This window comes from Streptomyces sp. NBC_00210 (assembly GCF_045160975.1).
In the GTDB taxonomy this organism is placed as follows: domain Bacteria; phylum Actinomycetota; class Actinomycetes; order Streptomycetales; family Streptomycetaceae; genus Streptomyces.
In genome coordinates, this window is record NZ_CP108120.1 from 1,428,308 (window position 1) to 1,443,740 (window position 15,433).

At 68.9% G+C, this 15,433-nt stretch carries 13 protein-coding genes; 5 read left to right on the forward strand and 8 right to left on the reverse strand.

Annotated elements, in window-relative coordinates:
* The first annotated feature begins 7 nt into the window (after nt 1-7).
* The 5 genes from OG729_RS06465 to OG729_RS06485 all read left to right on the forward strand — a co-directional run bounded on the left by OG729_RS06465 (nt 8) and on the right by OG729_RS06485 (nt 5,949).
* Entirely contained in the window at nt 8-1,831 is a 1,824-nt protein-coding gene (locus OG729_RS06465) for an AMP-dependent synthetase/ligase (RefSeq protein WP_405804849.1), read from the forward strand.
* An 87-nt stretch (nt 1,832-1,918) separates the two neighbouring features.
* Complete coding sequence (locus OG729_RS06470) at nt 1,919-2,296, forward strand: hypothetical protein (protein WP_405804851.1); 378 nt, start codon at nt 1,919-1,921, stop codon at nt 2,294-2,296.
* The gene (locus OG729_RS06475) at nt 2,280-4,889 is read left to right on the forward strand and encodes a penicillin-binding transpeptidase domain-containing protein (RefSeq protein ID WP_405804853.1); all 2,610 of its coding nucleotides are present in this window, start codon (nt 2,280-2,282) and stop codon (nt 4,887-4,889) included. The genes OG729_RS06470 and OG729_RS06475 overlap by 17 nt, the downstream gene beginning before the upstream one ends.
* A gap of 47 nt (nt 4,890-4,936) precedes the next feature.
* Complete coding sequence (locus OG729_RS06480; RefSeq protein ID WP_405804855.1) at nt 4,937-5,392, forward strand: redoxin domain-containing protein; 456 nt, start codon at nt 4,937-4,939, stop codon at nt 5,390-5,392.
* Nucleotides 5,393-5,424: 32 nt separating this feature from the next.
* Complete coding sequence (locus OG729_RS06485) at nt 5,425-5,949, forward strand: hypothetical protein (protein ID WP_360881102.1); 525 nt, start codon at nt 5,425-5,427, stop codon at nt 5,947-5,949.
* Here the strand turns inward: OG729_RS06485 and OG729_RS06490 are convergent.
* The 8 genes from OG729_RS06490 to OG729_RS06525 form a co-directional block, all read right to left on the reverse strand.
* Nucleotides 5,936-6,769: a maleylpyruvate isomerase family mycothiol-dependent enzyme gene (locus OG729_RS06490; protein ID WP_405804858.1), complete on the reverse strand. Its 834-nt coding sequence runs from the start codon at nt 6,767-6,769 to the stop codon at nt 5,936-5,938. The genes OG729_RS06485 and OG729_RS06490 overlap by 14 nt on opposite strands.
* 152 nt (nt 6,770-6,921) lie before the next feature.
* A complete protein-coding gene (locus tag OG729_RS06495) occupies nt 6,922-8,316 on the reverse strand; it encodes an aminobutyraldehyde dehydrogenase (protein WP_405811070.1) in 1,395 nt (464 codons plus the stop codon).
* Nucleotides 8,317-8,347: 31 nt separating this feature from the next.
* Nucleotides 8,348-9,670 carry a flavin monoamine oxidase family protein gene (locus tag OG729_RS06500; RefSeq protein ID WP_405804860.1) on the reverse strand — a complete coding sequence of 441 codons (1,323 nt, stop codon included), beginning with the start codon at nt 9,668-9,670 and terminating at the stop codon, nt 8,348-8,350.
* 39 nt (nt 9,671-9,709) lie between these two features.
* Complete coding sequence (locus OG729_RS06505) at nt 9,710-10,816, reverse strand: ABC transporter ATP-binding protein (protein WP_405804862.1); 1,107 nt, start codon at nt 10,814-10,816, stop codon at nt 9,710-9,712.
* Between the two features lie 5 nt (nt 10,817-10,821).
* Complete coding sequence (locus OG729_RS06510) at nt 10,822-11,766, reverse strand: ABC transporter permease (RefSeq protein WP_360881094.1); 945 nt, start codon at nt 11,764-11,766, stop codon at nt 10,822-10,824.
* Nucleotides 11,763-12,665 (reverse strand): ABC transporter permease, encoded by a 903-nt coding sequence (locus OG729_RS06515; protein WP_405804865.1) that lies wholly within the window; start codon nt 12,663-12,665, stop codon nt 11,763-11,765. The genes OG729_RS06510 and OG729_RS06515 overlap by 4 nt, the downstream gene beginning before the upstream one ends.
* A 4-nt stretch (nt 12,666-12,669) precedes the next feature.
* A complete protein-coding gene (locus OG729_RS06520) occupies nt 12,670-13,806 on the reverse strand; it encodes a spermidine/putrescine ABC transporter substrate-binding protein (RefSeq protein ID WP_360881090.1) in 1,137 nt (378 codons plus the stop codon).
* A gap of 219 nt (nt 13,807-14,025) precedes the next feature.
* On the reverse strand, nt 14,026-15,186 hold the full coding sequence (locus OG729_RS06525; RefSeq protein ID WP_405804867.1) for an aromatic ring-hydroxylating dioxygenase subunit alpha: 1,161 nt from the start codon (nt 15,184-15,186) through the stop codon (nt 14,026-14,028).
* Between the last annotated feature and the right edge of the window lie 247 nt (nt 15,187-15,433).

The following is a 15,433-nucleotide window of genomic DNA, read 5'->3' on the forward strand; positions in this document are numbered from 1 at the left end:
ACGCCCTATGCAAGGAAGCGGTCCTCCGCGCCGTGCCGAACCTCCGTGGTCGGGGGGCCTCGCCGACTCGGTGTACGAGACCGCCGGGCGCGATCCCTCCCTGGTGCAGTTGTCCCGCCGGACGGGGCCCGATGACTGGGAGCCGATCAGCGCGGAGCTGTTCCGCGACCAAGTGATCGCCGTGGCCAAGGGGTTCCTGGCCGGCGGCGTCCGCTTCGGCGACCGGGTCGCACTGATGTCCCGTACGCGCTACGAGTGGACGGTTCTGGCGTACGCCCTGTGGTCCCTCGGCGCCGAGATCGTTCCGGTCTACCCCACGTCGTCCATCGAGCAGGTGCGCTGGATCCTGTACGACTCCGACGTCCGGGCCATCGTGGTCGAGCACGAGAACCATGCCATGACCGTGGCGGCGGCCTGCGACGCGGAAACCCGGCTGTCCGCGATCTGGCAGATGGACCTGGGTTGTGTGGCGTCCCTGATCGACCAGGGCCTCGGCATGGACGACGAACTGATTCACCGTCACCGCGCTGCCGTACTGCCGGACCAGATCGCCGCGATCTGCTATACCTCCGGCACCACCGGAACACCCAAGGGCTGTCTCATCACCCACGCGAATCTGGCCGCCGAATGCGACATCCTGGTGGAAGGCTGGGGTGGCACCCTCGCCGAGCCCGGTGTCCAGCCGTCGATCCTCAACTTCCTTCCTGTCGCGCACATTTACGGGCTGATGGTTGTGGTCGCCTGCCTGCGCGGCGGCGTCCGCCTCGGCCACCAACCGGATCTGGCGCCAGAGGCACTGCTCCCCGCTCTGGCATCCTTCCGGCCGACGTCTCTCTTCGCCGTCCCGTACATCTTCGAGAAGATCTTCCACAAGGCCCGCCGCGCCGCCGAGGCCGCAGGGCACGTCAGCCTCTTCGACAAGGCCGCAGCCGTCGCGGTGCGCTACGCCGAGGCCATGGAACGGCACTCCATGGGCTCGGGCCACGGCCCGGGCCCGTCCCTGAAAGTCCTGCACGCCGCCTACGACCGCCTGGTGTACGGCAAGCTGCGCGCCGTGCTCGGCGGCCAGGTGCGCAACGCCGTGTCCGGCGGCTCGACGCTCCGAAGGGAGCTGGGACTGTTCTTCTCGGGCGCGGGCGTCACCGTGTACGACGGTTACGGCCTCACCGAGACCGCGGGCGCGATCACGGCCCAGCCGCCGGGAGAGGTCAGATTCGGCACGGTGGGCCGGCCCATCCCAGGCTGCGCGGTACACATCGCGACTGACGGCGAGGTGTGGGTACGCGGCGACACCGTCTTCGCCGGCTACCTCAACAACCCCAAGGCCACCGAAGCGGTGCTGCGCGACGGGTGGTTCGCCACCGGCGACACGGGCCGTCTCGACGACGAGGGCTACCTCGTCATCACGGGGCGCAAGAAGGACGTCATCATCACCAGCGGCGGCAAGAGCGTTGCCCCGCTGCCTCTGGAGGAGCAGCTGCGCCACCATCCCCTGATCTCGCAGTGTCTGATCGTGGGCGACGACCAGCCGTACATCGCGGCGCTCATCACCCTGGATCCCGAGGCCCTGGCCCACTGGCAGGCGCTGAAGGGGAAACCGCAGGCGGACATGTCGGTGATGGCGGACGACGAGGACCTGCGCGCGCAGATCCAACGGGCGGTCTCCCGGGCCAACACCCGGGTCTCGAGGGCGGAGTCCATCCGCGCGTTTCGCGTCCTGCCGAACGAATTCAGTGTGGACGCCGGTCTGATGACACCGACGCTGAAGCTCAAGCGACGGGCGATCACGGGCGCGTACGCGGCGGACATCGACGCGCTGTACACGCGCTGACGGCTCCTCGCGGATCCGGTGGAAGCAGCCCGCACGGGCGTGGCCGAGCGGCTACGCTCGGTGGTGCTGGGTACAGGAGGGGGCCTTGTGTCGGACGTCATCGGCCTGCACGTGCAGGTTCAGTCACTTCCGGACGGCGATCCGGAGGAACTCGCCGAATTCACCGGTCGGCTGCGTGCGGAGTTGCTCGATCTCGACGTCATGGCGGTCGATCCGGTGAGGGATCCGGCCGAGCCGGCGCAAGCCAAGGGACTTGCCACGGTAGTGGGCTGGCTGGCCATCCAGCTGCGCACCGCCGAGGGGCTGCGCGCGGTGGTGAACGCCGTAGGCGGCTGGGCGGGACGCACGGACCGGGTGGTCGAAATCAGCCTCGGCGGGGACACCTTGAAGGTCACCGGAGCGACTTCGGCGCAGCAGGAACTGCTCATCAGTGCCTGGCTCGCCCGCCATGCAGCCGACACCTGAGCTACCGGCCGAGCGGCGGCTGGCTCTGGTGGTGGCGACGTCCACGTACGCCGATGCGTCCCTGCGCCGGCTGCGCGCGCCCGCACATGACGCGGCCGGTCTGAGCGACGTCCTCTCCGATCCGGGGATCGGCGGGTTCACGGTCACCCAGGTGATCGACAGGACGGCTCAGGATGTCCGGCTGGCCTTCGAGGAATTCCTCAGCCATCGTGCGCCGAACGACCTTGTGGTGGTGTACGTGTCCTGCCACGGGCTCGTCGATGCGCGCAGGCGTCTGTACTTCGCCGCCGCGGACACCCGCAAGGACCGGCTGGCCGCCACCGGAGTGGAGGCGCAATGGGTCCTCGACCAGCTGGACGACTGCCGGGCACGCAGGCAGGTCGTCATCCTCGACTGCTGCTTCAGTGGCGCGTTCGCGCAACGCAGCAAGGGTGAGACCGATCTGGGGCTGGGTGAGCGGTTCCACGGTCACGCCCGCGGCAGGGTCGTGCTGACGGCATCCCGGGCCACCGAGTACTCCTTCGAAGGCGAGCCGGTCCCCGGGGAGGTCCTGCCGGGGTCCGTGTTCACCAGCGCTTTGGTGACCGGCATTCGCAGCGGTGCGGCCGACACCGACCACGACGGTTACATCTCGGTGGACGACGCCTACGCCTACGCATTCGACCGGCTGCGAGCCGACGATGTCGCGCAGACACCACAACGCTGGCTCTACGGAGCCGAGGGGAAGATCCTGCTCGCCCGCAGTCCCGCCGGCGTCCGGGTCCCCTCCGCCTCCCTGCCCGACGCCTGGACCAGTGGCCTCGCAAATCCCCATCCGGCCATCCGGCTCGGCGCTGTCGCCGCCATGGGTGAATGGCTCACGGATGACGACCCCGCCCGTGCTCTGGCCGCCCGTCGGGCGCTCGAGCAGATCGCCGACGAGGACATTCCTCGCGTGGCGGAAGCCGCCCGCGCCCAGCTGGACACCGGCACAGGTGACACTGGCACAGGTGACTCCGGCCCGCCTCTCGCGGAAGCATCTGCCGATGAGCAGCCGGACACTGCAGCCGACGCCCCGGCTCCGGCGGACGACGCGTCCGACGAGACCCTGTCAGACGACGCCGTTCCCGATGGCGATGCGCCACAGCCCGTCCTGATCAACCTGGCTACGCCCACAGTCGGTCCGGCGCAGGGACCGCCGCGCAGGCTTCCCCTGCCGCGCACTCGCCGAGGACGCGTTGCGCTCGGCGGGGTCGTCGTCCTGCTCGCCGCTGCCGCGACAGTCACGCCCATACTCGTCGGCCGGCTCAACGACCCCGGCCCTCATGGCCGTTACGACCGGCCGCGTGGACTCATCCTGGTGAACAACAAGACCGTCACCGGCTCCTCGGACACCGGGCAGAAACTGCGCTGGAAGCGCACGTACACCGACGGCCCCATGTACGCGCCCGTCACCGGCTATGCCTCCCAGTTGTACGGCACGAGTCTGCTCGAGAGCGTTGAGGACAAGCTGCTGACCGGCACCGACTCCCGACTTGGTTCAGGTGACGCCGGGAAGGTGTTCACCACCATCGAGGCCGTTGCCCAGAAAGCCGCGTACGAGGGCCTGCATGGCAAACAGGGCGCCGTCGTGGCACTCGACCCGAGCAGCGGCAAGATCCTCGCGCTCGTCTCCTCCCCCTCCTACTCCCCGTCGGCGATCGCCGGCGCGGCCAAGGAGGACAGGGCTTACTGGACGGCCCTGAACAGTGACAAGAAGAAACCCATGCTCAACCGCGCGCTGAAGCAGGCCTATCCGCCGGGCTCCACCTTCAAGGTGGTCACCGCCGCGGCCGCGCTGCAGAACGGCCTCTACAGCAACGTCGACGCAGCCACCGACTCGCCGGTGCCGTGGGTGCTACCGGAGACCACGGTCCAGCTGAAGAACGAGGGCGGCGCCGAGTGCGAGAACGCCTCCCTCCAGTCCGCTCTCGTGTACTCCTGCAATACCGTCTTCGCCAAGATCAGCAACGACCTCGGAAACACGAAGATGCGCCAGCAGGCCGCCGCATTCGGCTTCAACAAGGAGATCACCACCCCCGTGCTCGCGGTCAAGTCCATCTATCCCGCGGACGATGGTTCGCTCAATGCCCTGGATGGCATCGGCCAGGGCAGCACCGCCGTCACCCCTCTGCAGATGGCCATGGTCGCCGCGGCCGTCGCCAACGAGGGCGCACTCATGGAGCCGTACCTGGTCGCCAGTCTGCAGACCGCCGACGGCAAGCTCATCGAGCAGCACAAGCCCAAGGCGCTGAGCCGATCGCTCAGCGAACTCAACGCGAGGAAGCTGCAGCAGATGATGGAGTACGTCGTCGAGGACGGACCGGGATCCAGGGCCAAGATTCCCGGGAACCTGGTGGGCGGCAAGGGCGGCAGCGCCCAGCTCCCCAGTGGCACCAGTCCGACCGGGTACGCCTGGTTCATCTCCTACGCCAAGACGCAGGAATCCGGATCCCCGGCGGTTGCCGTCGCCGTAGTCGTCGAGACTCCCGGCCAGACCGGCGAGGCAGTTTCCGGAGACAAGATCGCCGCACCGATCGCCAAGCGCGTCATGGAGGCGGTCCTCAACCGCTGACGCACGCGGCCGGACAACAGAAGGCCCTTGTCGATTATGGTCCATTCATGGACCACATCGTCGAGACCTCCGAAGGCTCAATTGCTGTTCCCTCACCGGATCACCGGTGGACCGTGTTGTTCTTCATCACAGAGCCGGGCATCGGAGAGGTGCTCCCCGAGCTGGCCGGCTGCACGACCGGGCTGTGCTCGGTGCGTGACGCTGCGGCGCGTTTCGCACGGGCCGACGCCCGTGTACTCGGCGTCAGTGCCCATGCACCGGACCATTTGTCCGCGTTCGCAAAGGAGCGCAACCTCGGCTATCCGCTCGTCGGTGACAGTCAACTGACGCTCGGCCGCGCCGTGGGTGCGCCCGAGGTTCGGGTGTGCGACCGGATCCTGTTCTCCAGGTCCGCCGCCATCCTCGACCGCTCGGGACAAGTACGGGCGCTGCTGCACCCGATCCCGGACCCCTCGCAGCATGCCGCCCTCGTGCTGGACGAATTGGACAGGCTGACGGGATAAGATCCGTCCTCCGGACAAGGGGGGCCGCGCAAGTGTCCAAGCAACGCTTTCTCAGCCGCCGCATGGTGTTCGTCCTGGGTGGGCTGGCTGTACTGGCCGGCGGGACCGGCGTCTATGCGGCCAGCGGTGACACGCCCGTCCCTGATCGCGAGCGAGTGCGCAAGGATACGGAACCGCTGCTGCGACGATTCCGTGCCATCGGGCAGCTCTCCGATCCGCATTGGCTCGGCTACAACCCGAACGATTCCGGACGTGAGACCATCCCCGACCAGGATCCTCGGATACGGGTTGTCGGAATCGCTCAGCTGCCGGCAGGTGCCGTCACATCGATCGTCAGGAGTTCTGCGTACGGCTTTGCTGTCGGCAGCCCGTCGAAGGTGCCGGAAGCGCTGGCGCAATTCCTTCCCGAACACCCTGAGTGGATGAAGAGCGCCCGCTATGACCGGCACATCACCAAGTCGGTCTACCAGGGACAATTCCACTTCGACCGGGGCACCGACCGCGTCTACTTCGACACGATCAACCCTGAGATCGTGCAGGAGCTCACGGCGCCGTGAACAGCGTCGGAAACCGCGGGGCCAGCCACGGCTTGCGCCCCCACGCCAGCACCCGCCCCCGGGCGATCGCGCCCCACGGATTACAGCGACCCAGCGCCATCAGCAGGAACGTGACCGGTTCCGTCAGGATCGTGCAGTCGGGGTGGCTCGGGGACTCACTGCTCACGGCTACGGCACCGTCCGTGAGCGTGACGCCGAAGCCCGTGCCGCCCCGCATGCGGACCCGATAGCGCGCGGTCAGCCCGGCCGTGGCAGCGGTGTTGGTCACCCGGGGCATGGCCGTGATCATGAAAGGCAGGGTGAGCTCCACCCGGGCGGCGTCGATCATGTGCGGGCGGCCCACCGCGCGGGCGAGGTCGTAGCCGTGGCCGAGCATGTGCGTCAGCAGGTACGAGCCCAGTTCCACCCGGCTCATCGGGCCCAGCGGGGTGGCCACTGTCCGATCCGCCGCTCCCTCGTCCATCGCCTTGAGGTAGGCAGCGGCGTGCGCCACGATCATCGCGCCCAGCGGATCGGCCCCACGCTCCCCGAACTCCGCGAGTGCACGCTCATTGGCCGCGGCCAGGCTCTGGGGCGTGCCGTCACCGTGACTCCGCTCGCGCCCCGCCGCGATGTCGGCCATCAACTCGTTGGCCTGCGCCAGGTGCGCCGCCGCCTCGCCCATGGTCCACTCCGACCCGGGCACCGGCGCACCCGTGTCGGCGACCCCACGCAGCAGCGCGGCGATGTCCTCGGCGGTGTCACGTATCGCGTCGGCGAGCCCCTCCGGCAGGGTGCCTCGTACGTCCTGCCCCGTCACTGATTCCACGCTGCTCCCCATCACCTTCGGCCACGCGGAACGCGTGCAACCCGTCGGCAGAACCGTCCTTGGCTGCCGCGGTACACAAGACCAGGTCATTGGGCCTGCGACAAGAGTGGGAGCGACGAAACCCCGGCAGACAGCGGGAGCCTGCGACCCGGCTTGTCGCGACGTCACAGCATCACGTGCTTGACCTGGGTGTAGTCCAGCAGGCCGGCCAGGGACAGATCACTGCCGTAGCCGGAGTGCTTGACCCCACCGTGCGGCATCTCCGACACCGTGGTGCCGTGCGTGTTCACCCACACGATCCCGGACTCCAGGGCGCGAGTCGCGCGCATCGCGCGGTCGTGGTCCTTGGTCCATACGCCGGCCGCGAGGCCGAACCGCACCTCGTTGGCGAACCGCAGCGCCTCGTCCTCGTCCGAGAACGGCTGCACGGTGACGACCGGTCCGAAGATCTCCTCCTGCACGATCTCGTCGGTCTGGCGGACACCGGCGACCACGGTCGCCTCGTGGAAGTATCCGGGCCTTCGGATCCGAGAACCCCCGGTGACGACCTCGGCATGATCCGGCAGTCGGCTCAACAGGGCCTCCACAGAGGCCAGTTGAGCAGCGTTGTTGAGCGGGCCGTAGTCGGCGTCCGGCTCGTCGGGCGCCGCGGTGCGCAGTTTCTGTGCCCGGGCGGAGAACGCCGCGAGAAACGCATCGTGAATGCGGTGGTGCACCAGGAACCTGGTGGGGGCCGTGCAGTCCTGGCCGGCGTTGTAGTACGCAACCGCCGCGAGGTCCGCCGCCGCGGATTCGATGTCCACATCGTCGTGGACGATGACGGGAGCGTTTCCGCCGAGCTCGAGATGGACCCGCTTGAGGTCCGCCGCGGCGGCGGCCGCGATCTCCCGGCCGGCCCGGACGCTGCCGGTGACCGCGATCAGCCGGACGGCCGGATGGGCGGTGAGTGCCCGGCCGGTGTCCCGGTCGCCGCAGACGATGTTGAGCACGCCCGGCGGCAGGTGTTCGGCCGCGATCCGGGCCAGCAGGGCTGATGAGGAGGGGGTGGTGTCGGCGGGTTTGAGCACGGTCGTGTTCCCGGCCGCGATCGCCGGGGCGATCTTCCACGCCGCCATCATCAAGGGGTAGTTCCACGGGGTGATCTGGGCGCAGACACCGACCGGTTCGCGGCGGAGCACCGAGGTGCGCCCCTCGGTGTACTCGGCAGCGGCGGCGCCGGGCAGGTTCCGGGCGGCTCCCGCGAAGTAGCGCAAGGTATCGGTGATCGCGGGCAGTTCCTCGGACCGAAAGAGGCCCGCGGGCTTGCCGGTGTCCCCGACCTCGGCGGCCACGAGGTCGTCCGCGTGGGCCTCCATGGCGTCGGCGATGCGCAGCAGCGCGCGCTGCCGTTCCGCCGGAGTGGTCGTGGACCAGCGGTCGTACGCGGCTGCGGCCGCCGCACACGCGGCGTCGGTGTCGGCCCGTCCGGAGCGCGGTGCGGTGCGGTGCACTGTTCCGGTTGCCGGGTCGGTCAGCTCCATCAACTCACCGGAGGCGGCGGGGAGTTCGGCTCCCGCCATGTGGTTGAGGATCGCGGGAAACGCAGAAGGCTCAGCCACGACGCAGCGCCTCCTTCGCCGCGGCGCGGCCGGTGCGTACCGCGCCCTCCATATAACCGGCCACCCACTGGTCGGAGCCGCACACATAGAACGGCGGTTCATGGGTGCCGTGCCGGGGGCCGACGGCCATGACGTCGCCGGGGGTCCACTGTGTGACGTAGCCCTGGGTCCATGGATCGGTGCCCCACATCCGCAGATACGCGGTGAGTGGCTTGTAGGCCTCGTCGCCGTAGAGGCGGGCGATGTCGCCGAGCAGTTCGGGCACGCGCAGCCGGCCGGGCATGCCGAGCAGTACGCCGTAGCGCTCGGGCGGGATGAGCGCGGAGAGGATGCCCTCGTTCTGCGGCCAGGTGCTGCCGAGGACCCCTTCGCATTCGGAGAGGCCGCTCAGATCGTGCGCGCGCCAGAAGGGTTTGTCGTAGGCCGCGACGAACTTGGCCGCGACCGCCTGGCGCTGCTGGTGCAGCGAGGCGAGCCGTTCGTCGGGGACCCCGGTGACGGTGACCGAGCGGAGCGGGCCGACGGGCAGCGCGCTGACGACGGCACCGGCGGTGAGGGTTTCGCCTCCGGTCAGGCGTACGGTGCAGCCGCCCGGCCGTACGGTGATCGCGTCGACCGGTGCCCCGAGCCGTATCCGCTCACCGAGCCCGTCCGCCATGCGCAGCGCCACGGTCGCCGAACCCTCCGCGACCCGCAGACCCTCCCAGTCCTCGTAGTCGTAGTGGTCGGCATGCCCGGTGCCGGGTACGGCGGCGTGCTTGCGCAGGGCGGCGAGCAGCGAGGTCCGTTCGTACGAGCCACTGGCCAGGGCGAGTTGGCCGATCTCCCAGAGGCGTACGACGGCGGGGGTCGCGCCCTCGGAGCGCAGCCAGTCTCCGACCGAAATCCTGTCGAGGGCGGCGGCTTCGGCGTGGGACCACGGGTCGTCCGGGTCGACGGTGCGGGCCAGGGCCGTGAATGCGGCAGTGACCCCCTGGTGGCAGGCGTCGTCGCCGGGGCCGAACCAGTGCGGAGGGTCACCGGCTGACATTCCCTCCGGTGTGGCACGGGCGATGACCCCGGGCTCGGCGACATAGCTGGGGATCAGAGTGAGGCCGAGTTCGGCGGCGAGGGTGAGATACGAGGTGTGGGCGCGGCCCACGACTTCGCCGCCGAGCTGGACGAGCCGGCCGTCGGGCAGCGTGGTCTGTTCGACGCGGCCGCCGACCCGTTCGCGGGCCTCGAGGACGAGGACGTGCGCTCCTGCCGCGGCCAGGTCCCGTGCTGCGGCGAGACCCGCGAGACCGGCGCCGAGCACGATGACATCGTGTTTCATGGGGGCGTTCCTTCGCTGGATCGGCTGCGGGGCGGGCAGTCAGTCGAGGACCAGGCAGTGTTCGGGCTTCCAGCCGATCTCGACGCTCTCGCCGCCGCTCCAGCGGTCCTCCATGCGGGAGCGGTCGGTGTTCTGCTCCAGTACGGAAAGGGTGATGCCCGGGGCGAGTTCGATCAGGTAGGTGGTGGTCGGGCCGGAGTAGACGGTTTCCCGGACGACGCCGTTCACGCGGGTCATGCCGCGTTCGAGGTCGGAGAGCCAGATCTTCTCCGGCCGAATGGACAGGCTGACCCGGCTGCCGTCGCTGATGCCGGCGCGGGGCCCGACAGGGAGTACGGGGCCTTGGTCGACGTGGACCTCACCGGCACGGTAGATGCCGGGCACGAGGTTGGAGGTGCCCATGAACGAGGCGACGAAGCTGCCGGCCGGGCGTTCGTACACGTCCTCGGGGGTGCCGCACTGCTCGACGCGGCCCTCGTTCATGACCGCGACCCGGTCCGACATGGTGAGGGCTTCGTCCTGGTCGTGGGTGACGAACACGAAGGTGATGCCGATCTCCCGCTGGATCTGCTTCAGTTCGACCTGCATCTGGCGGCGGAGTTTGAGGTCGAGAGCGGCCAGCGGCTCGTCGAGGAGCAGGACTTGGGGGCGGTTGACCAGGGCGCGGGCCAGGGCGACGCGTTGGCGCTGGCCGCCGGAGAGGGTGTGGGGCTTGCGGTCGGCCAGGCTGCCGAGCTGTACCCGCTCCAGCATGCCGGCAACGCGTTCGCGTATCTCGGTGCGGCCGACGCCTGCGCGCTTGAGACCGAAGGCGACGTTGTCGGCGACCGTGAGGTGGTCGAAGAGGGCGTAACTCTGGAAGACGGTGTTGACGTTGCGCTTGTTGGGAGGCAGGGCGGTGACGTCTTCGCCGCTGAGCAGGATGGTGCCGTCGGTGGGGTCGGTGAATCCGCCGATCATCCGCAGCGAGGTGGTCTTTCCGCAGCCGGAGGGGCCGAGGAGGGAGAAGAACTCGCCGGGCGCGATGTCCAGGGTGAGGTCGCGGACGGCGAAGGAGTCGCCGTAGCTCTTGCTGACTGAGTCGAGCCGGACCGCGGGTGCGGTGTCCGTCGCCGCCAGGGCGGCCGTGGTGGTCGTCGTGGTCACGGGTGTCACTTCCCGGAGAGGAGGTCGAGGCCGCCGCGACGGCCGAACAGGCGCGGGATGAACAGGGCGAGGGCGATGAGGCCGATGGATCCGGCGAGCATCAGGGTGCCGACGGCGTTGATGGTGGGCTGTACGCCGAACCGGATCGCCGAGTAGATGCGGACGGACAGCGGCTGTGGGTCGACGCCGGTGGTGAAGTAGGCGAGGACGAAGTCGTCGAAGACGAGGGCGAAGACGAGTACGGCGGAGGCGAGGATGCTGGGGAGCAGCGCGGGCAGGGTGACCAGACGCAGCGCCTGCCAGCGGGTGGCTCCGAGGTCCATCGCGGCCTCTTCGACCTCTGGGTTGAGGGCGGCGATCCGGGACCGGAGGATGACCGTCACGTAGGAGATGGAGAAGGTGATCTCCGCGAGCATGACGGTGCCGGAGGACAGCGTGACGCCCATGCCCTTGAAGAGCATCATGGCCGCGACCCCTGTGACGATCTCGGGGGTGATCAGGGGGACGAGCATGATGAGGCCTGCGAGGGAGCCGAGGCGGCTGCGGCAGCGGACCAGGCCGAGTGCCAGTGCCACGCCGAGGATCAGCGAACCGGCCATCGCGACCAGGGACACCCGCAGGCTCATGCCGAGCGAGTCGAGCAGGACATCGTCCCGGAAGAACGCCGAGTACCAGCGGAGGCTGAAGTCCTTGAAGACCGTGAGGGACTTCTGGGAGTTGAAGGAGAAGAGGACGACGACCCCGATGGGCAGGTAGAGAAGCGCGAAGAACGCGACCGTGACGGCGAGGGCGAAGCGGGGCTTGCGGTCGGTGCCCCGGCGGCGCCTGCGGGCGGTTGTGCGGATGCGGGAGGCGCCGGTGGCCGGGTTGCTTCCCGTGCGCGTGGCCACGGCGCGGAGCGGGCGGGGGGCGGGGCGGCGCTGCGGTTTGAGGGCCGGGCGCAGAGTCATCGTGTCGCCTCCGCTTCGTCCTTGCGGGCCCGGCGGAGGTAGCCGATCATCCCGAGGAACAGGACCGCCATCATGAGCATGGTGAGTGCCGAGCCGAGCGGCCAGTTCTGGCCCTGGAAGAACTTGTCCTGGATCAGGTTGCCGATCATGATCTGGTCGGGGCCTCCCATCAGCTGGGCACTGACGAAGTCGCCCATGGCGGGCAGGAAGACGAGAACGCAGCCGGCTGCCGCGCCCTGCCGGGTGGCGGGCAGCGTGACGAAGAAGAAGGTCCGCAGGGGGCCTCCGTAGAGGTCGCGCCCCGCCTCGATCAGCGAGACGTCCATGCGCTCCAGCGCCGCGTACAGTGGAATGATCATGAACACGATGAAGCCGTAGACGAGCCCCGCGATGACACCCACGCCGGACTGGAGAATCTTCGTGCCGCTGTCGGCGAGCCCGACGGCGCGCAGTGCCTTCAGCAGGGGGCCGTCGTCGGACAGAACGACGGACCAGCCGTACATCCGGACCAGGTAGTTCGCGAAGAACGGGACGACGATGGCGGCGATCAGGAGGTTCTTGAGGCGTCCGCCGTGCAGGGCGATGGCGTAGGCGACGGGGTAGGCCACGGCCAGGCAGATGACGCAGGTGAGCAGTGCATAGCCGAGGGAGCGCAGCAGCACGGCCCGGTAGGCGGGTTCGGCCAGTGCCGTGATGTTCTCGAAGTTGAGTCCGAAGTGCGGATTGCCGAGCGGGTCGGTGGTGCCGAGCGCCAGTGCGGCCACCAGGACGAGGGAGGCGACCAGGAAGGCGGACATCCACAGGGTGCCCGGGACCATGAGCCAGGCCCACAGCCGGTTGCCGCCTGCAGACGGCCCTGTGCGGGGCCGGGGCAGGACGTGATCTGTGCGTCGTTTCATGTCGTCAGCCGGCCTTCACACGGGTCCAGGCGGTGTCGCGGGCCTGTTCGCCCTCGGAGGTGGCATTGCGGAAGTAGAGCTCGTCCCTCAGGTCGTCGGCGGAGACCTGGCACTCGGGGAACGGCTCCACGAGCGCGGCGTAGGTTTTTTCGCTGCCGCCGACCGGCATGGGATAGCCGATGTACTCGATGTTCTTCTTCACGTTCTCCGGGCGGAGCATGTAGTCGATGAAGAGCATCGCCGTGCCGGGGTGGCGGGCGTCGGAAGGGATGGCATAGCAGTCCGAGTTGATCGGAGCACCTTCCTTCGCGACTTCGAAGCCGAAGATCGAGGGGTCCTTCGCCTGGTTGAGCATGGCGGCCATATCGCCGCTCCATGCCTGGGTCATGGCCGCGTTGCCGGTGAGCAGGTTGTTGTAGCTGTCGCTGGAGAAGCCGCGCAGATGGGGCCGCAGCGAGCGCAGGGAGTCGGTGATACGGCTCAGCTCACCCTCGACGCTCGTGGAGACGTCGAGACCGAGCTTGAGCGCCCCCATGCCCAGGGCTTCGTCCCGGTCGTCGAGCAGGAACACCTTGCCCTTGGCCCGGGCGTTCCACAGATCGCCCCAGGAGCCGGCCAGGTCGCTGCCGATCTTGTCCTTCCGCCAGCCGATCCCGGTCTTGTACATGGTGAAGGGGAGGGTGTGCCGGGCTCCGGGGTCGTACCAGGGGTCGGCGAAGTAGTCGTAGTGGGTGAAGACGGCGTCGGCGTTCTTCAGCCGGGTGTGGTCGATGGGGCGCAGCCGGTTTCCTTCCGCCAGCCGCTGGGCCCATTTCGCGGTGGGGAAGATGATGTCGTAGCGGTTGCCGGCGTTGAGCTTGGCGGCCATGCCTTCCATCGAGTCGAAGTTCGACTGGATGACCTTGACTCCGTACTCCTTCTCGAATCCGGCGAAGACGGCCGGGTCGACGAAGTCGGCCCAGTTGAAGTAGACGAGATCACCGTCGACCTTGACGTCGATGGGTTTGTCCTCGGCCTTCTGCGCGGCGGGGCCGGAGGAGGAGAATCCGCAGCCGGCCGCGGTCAGGCCGAGACCGACGGCCGCGGCGGAGCCGGTGCGCAGGAAGGAACGCCGGGAGGGGGGAAATGCTTCGGGGGACATAAAAGGTCCTCTCCGTGGGGTCCGCGGGGCAACGGACACCTGGTGCGGGCGGGGTGGTCCCTGGCACGCATGCACGTGCGGGACCGGGGAGCCGCGGGGTCGGTTCGGGGGGACCGACGGCGTACTCGACAGGGGGGTGGCCTTGGCGGTTCGGGCTCCACGCCGGCCGTGAGGGAGGTCAGCTCAGTGCTGCCCGGCGGCCGCGGGGACGGGTTCGGCTCAGGGCTCCACGCCGTTCAGATCGGCGCGGACGCGGCCGGCGAACCAGCCGACCGCCGACTCGCGCCGGGACAGAGGACCTGGTTCGAAGCCGGGTGTGGTGAGTCCTTTCTGCACACGGGCCACCAGTTCGGCGTCCTCGTCGTTGGTGATCCAGCCGATGTGGATATTCAGCCGCCGGGCGAGCTTGGTGCGCAGTCCGGTGCCACGGCGGGTGTAGAACGCTCCGGGTACGGCCACGCGGTCCACCGCCGTCGGGATCGCGGTCCAGGCAAGCACATGGTCGGGGTAGAAGTCGATAAGTGTGTTGGGGTAGATCACGGCGTACCGCCAGACCCGGCGGTCGGCCTCGGTCAGACCGGGCATGGGGGCGGTGATGCGCTGGTAGAGGCGCTCCGCCCAGTTCGAGGACGGCTTGTCGCGCAGCGGTGAGGCGAACAGTGTGTACGCGTCGCGTATCTCGCTGGTGTAGCCCTGGTAGTCGAGCAGCCGCATCAGCCCGGGGTGGGCGACGGGCACGTGGTAGCCCTCGAGATAGTTGTCGACGGCGACCTTCCAGTTGGCGTGCTGGACCTCGGCGCCTTCCAGGTCGTGGATGCGGCTGCGGCCGATGGGCACCAGATCGGTTCCGGCGTAGTGGCCGACCGCCTCGCCGAGGCCGGCGCACTGCTTCGCCAGCGGTACGGCGTCCGGGTCGAGGTTGGCGAAGACGAAGCCGAGGAACGACTCGACGCGGACCGGGAACAGCCCGAGCCTGGGTTTGTCCAGGCAGGGGATCTGCCGCGCCTCGGGGGCGCCGACCAGCTGTCCGTCGAGTTTGTACGTCCAGCCGTGGTACGGGCAGCGGATCGCCTTTCCGGCCGGCTCGGGGGTGGTGACCAGGCGTGTTCCGCGGTGGCGGCAGACATTGAGGTGGGCTGCCAGGCTGCCGTCCTCGGTCCGGACCACCAGTACCTCGCGGTCGGCGACCGTGGCGGCGAGCCGGGCGCCGGGTCCGGGCAGGTCGGACTCGTGGCACACGAGCTGCCAGGACTTGGCGAAGATGTGCCGGGTCTCGGCGGCGGCCGTGCCGGCGTCGGTGTAGTAGCGGGCAGGCAGGGCCTGCCCGGGGCTGAGCTGGTCCTGAAGTGCGGCGGAGGCTTCGGGGGTTTCCGAGGCCATCGATGGCGCAGAGGCTTCGGGGGCTTCCGAGGCCATTGCTGGTGCAGAGGTTTCGGGGGCTTCGGGCTGCATCGGCTGACTCCTCCATGCCGCAAATGCGGCGATCGGTGTTGAGGCGGCCCAGGGGCTGTCTGCGGGCCGTGGTGGGACACCGGGAAAGCCGCGCTGACTAATTGGTCAGTCAGATTGCTGCCGCGTTTCCGCAGTGTCAAGACTTGTGGACTGACTAATTGATTAGTTAGCGTAG

Bases quoted from the DNA above. Each gene is read 5' to 3' on its own strand.
- OG729_RS06525 (WP_405804867.1), bottom strand. From the start codon at position 15,186: ATGGCCTCGGAAACCCCCGAAGCCTCCGCCGCACTTCAGGACCAGCTC.
- OG729_RS06490 (WP_405804858.1), bottom strand. From the start codon at position 6,769: ATGGGGAGCAGCGTGGAATCAGTGACGGGGCAGGACGTACGAGGCACC.
- OG729_RS06515 (WP_405804865.1), bottom strand. From the start codon at position 12,665: ATGAAACGACGCACAGATCACGTCCTGCCCCGGCCCCGCACAGGGCCG.
- OG729_RS06495 (WP_405811070.1), bottom strand. From the start codon at position 8,316: ATGGCGGGAGCCGAACTCCCCGCCGCCTCCGGTGAGTTGATGGAGCTG.
- OG729_RS06465 (WP_405804849.1), top strand. From the start codon at position 8: ATGCAAGGAAGCGGTCCTCCGCGCCGTGCCGAACCTCCGTGGTCGGGG.
- OG729_RS06510 (WP_360881094.1), bottom strand. From the start codon at position 11,766: ATGACTCTGCGCCCGGCCCTCAAACCGCAGCGCCGCCCCGCCCCCCGC.
- OG729_RS06480 (WP_405804855.1), top strand. From the start codon at position 4,937: ATGGACCACATCGTCGAGACCTCCGAAGGCTCAATTGCTGTTCCCTCA.
- OG729_RS06475 (WP_405804853.1), top strand. From the start codon at position 2,280: ATGCAGCCGACACCTGAGCTACCGGCCGAGCGGCGGCTGGCTCTGGTG.
- OG729_RS06500 (WP_405804860.1), bottom strand. From the start codon at position 9,670: ATGAAACACGATGTCATCGTGCTCGGCGCCGGTCTCGCGGGTCTCGCC.
- OG729_RS06520 (WP_360881090.1), bottom strand. From the start codon at position 13,806: ATGTCCCCCGAAGCATTTCCCCCCTCCCGGCGTTCCTTCCTGCGCACC.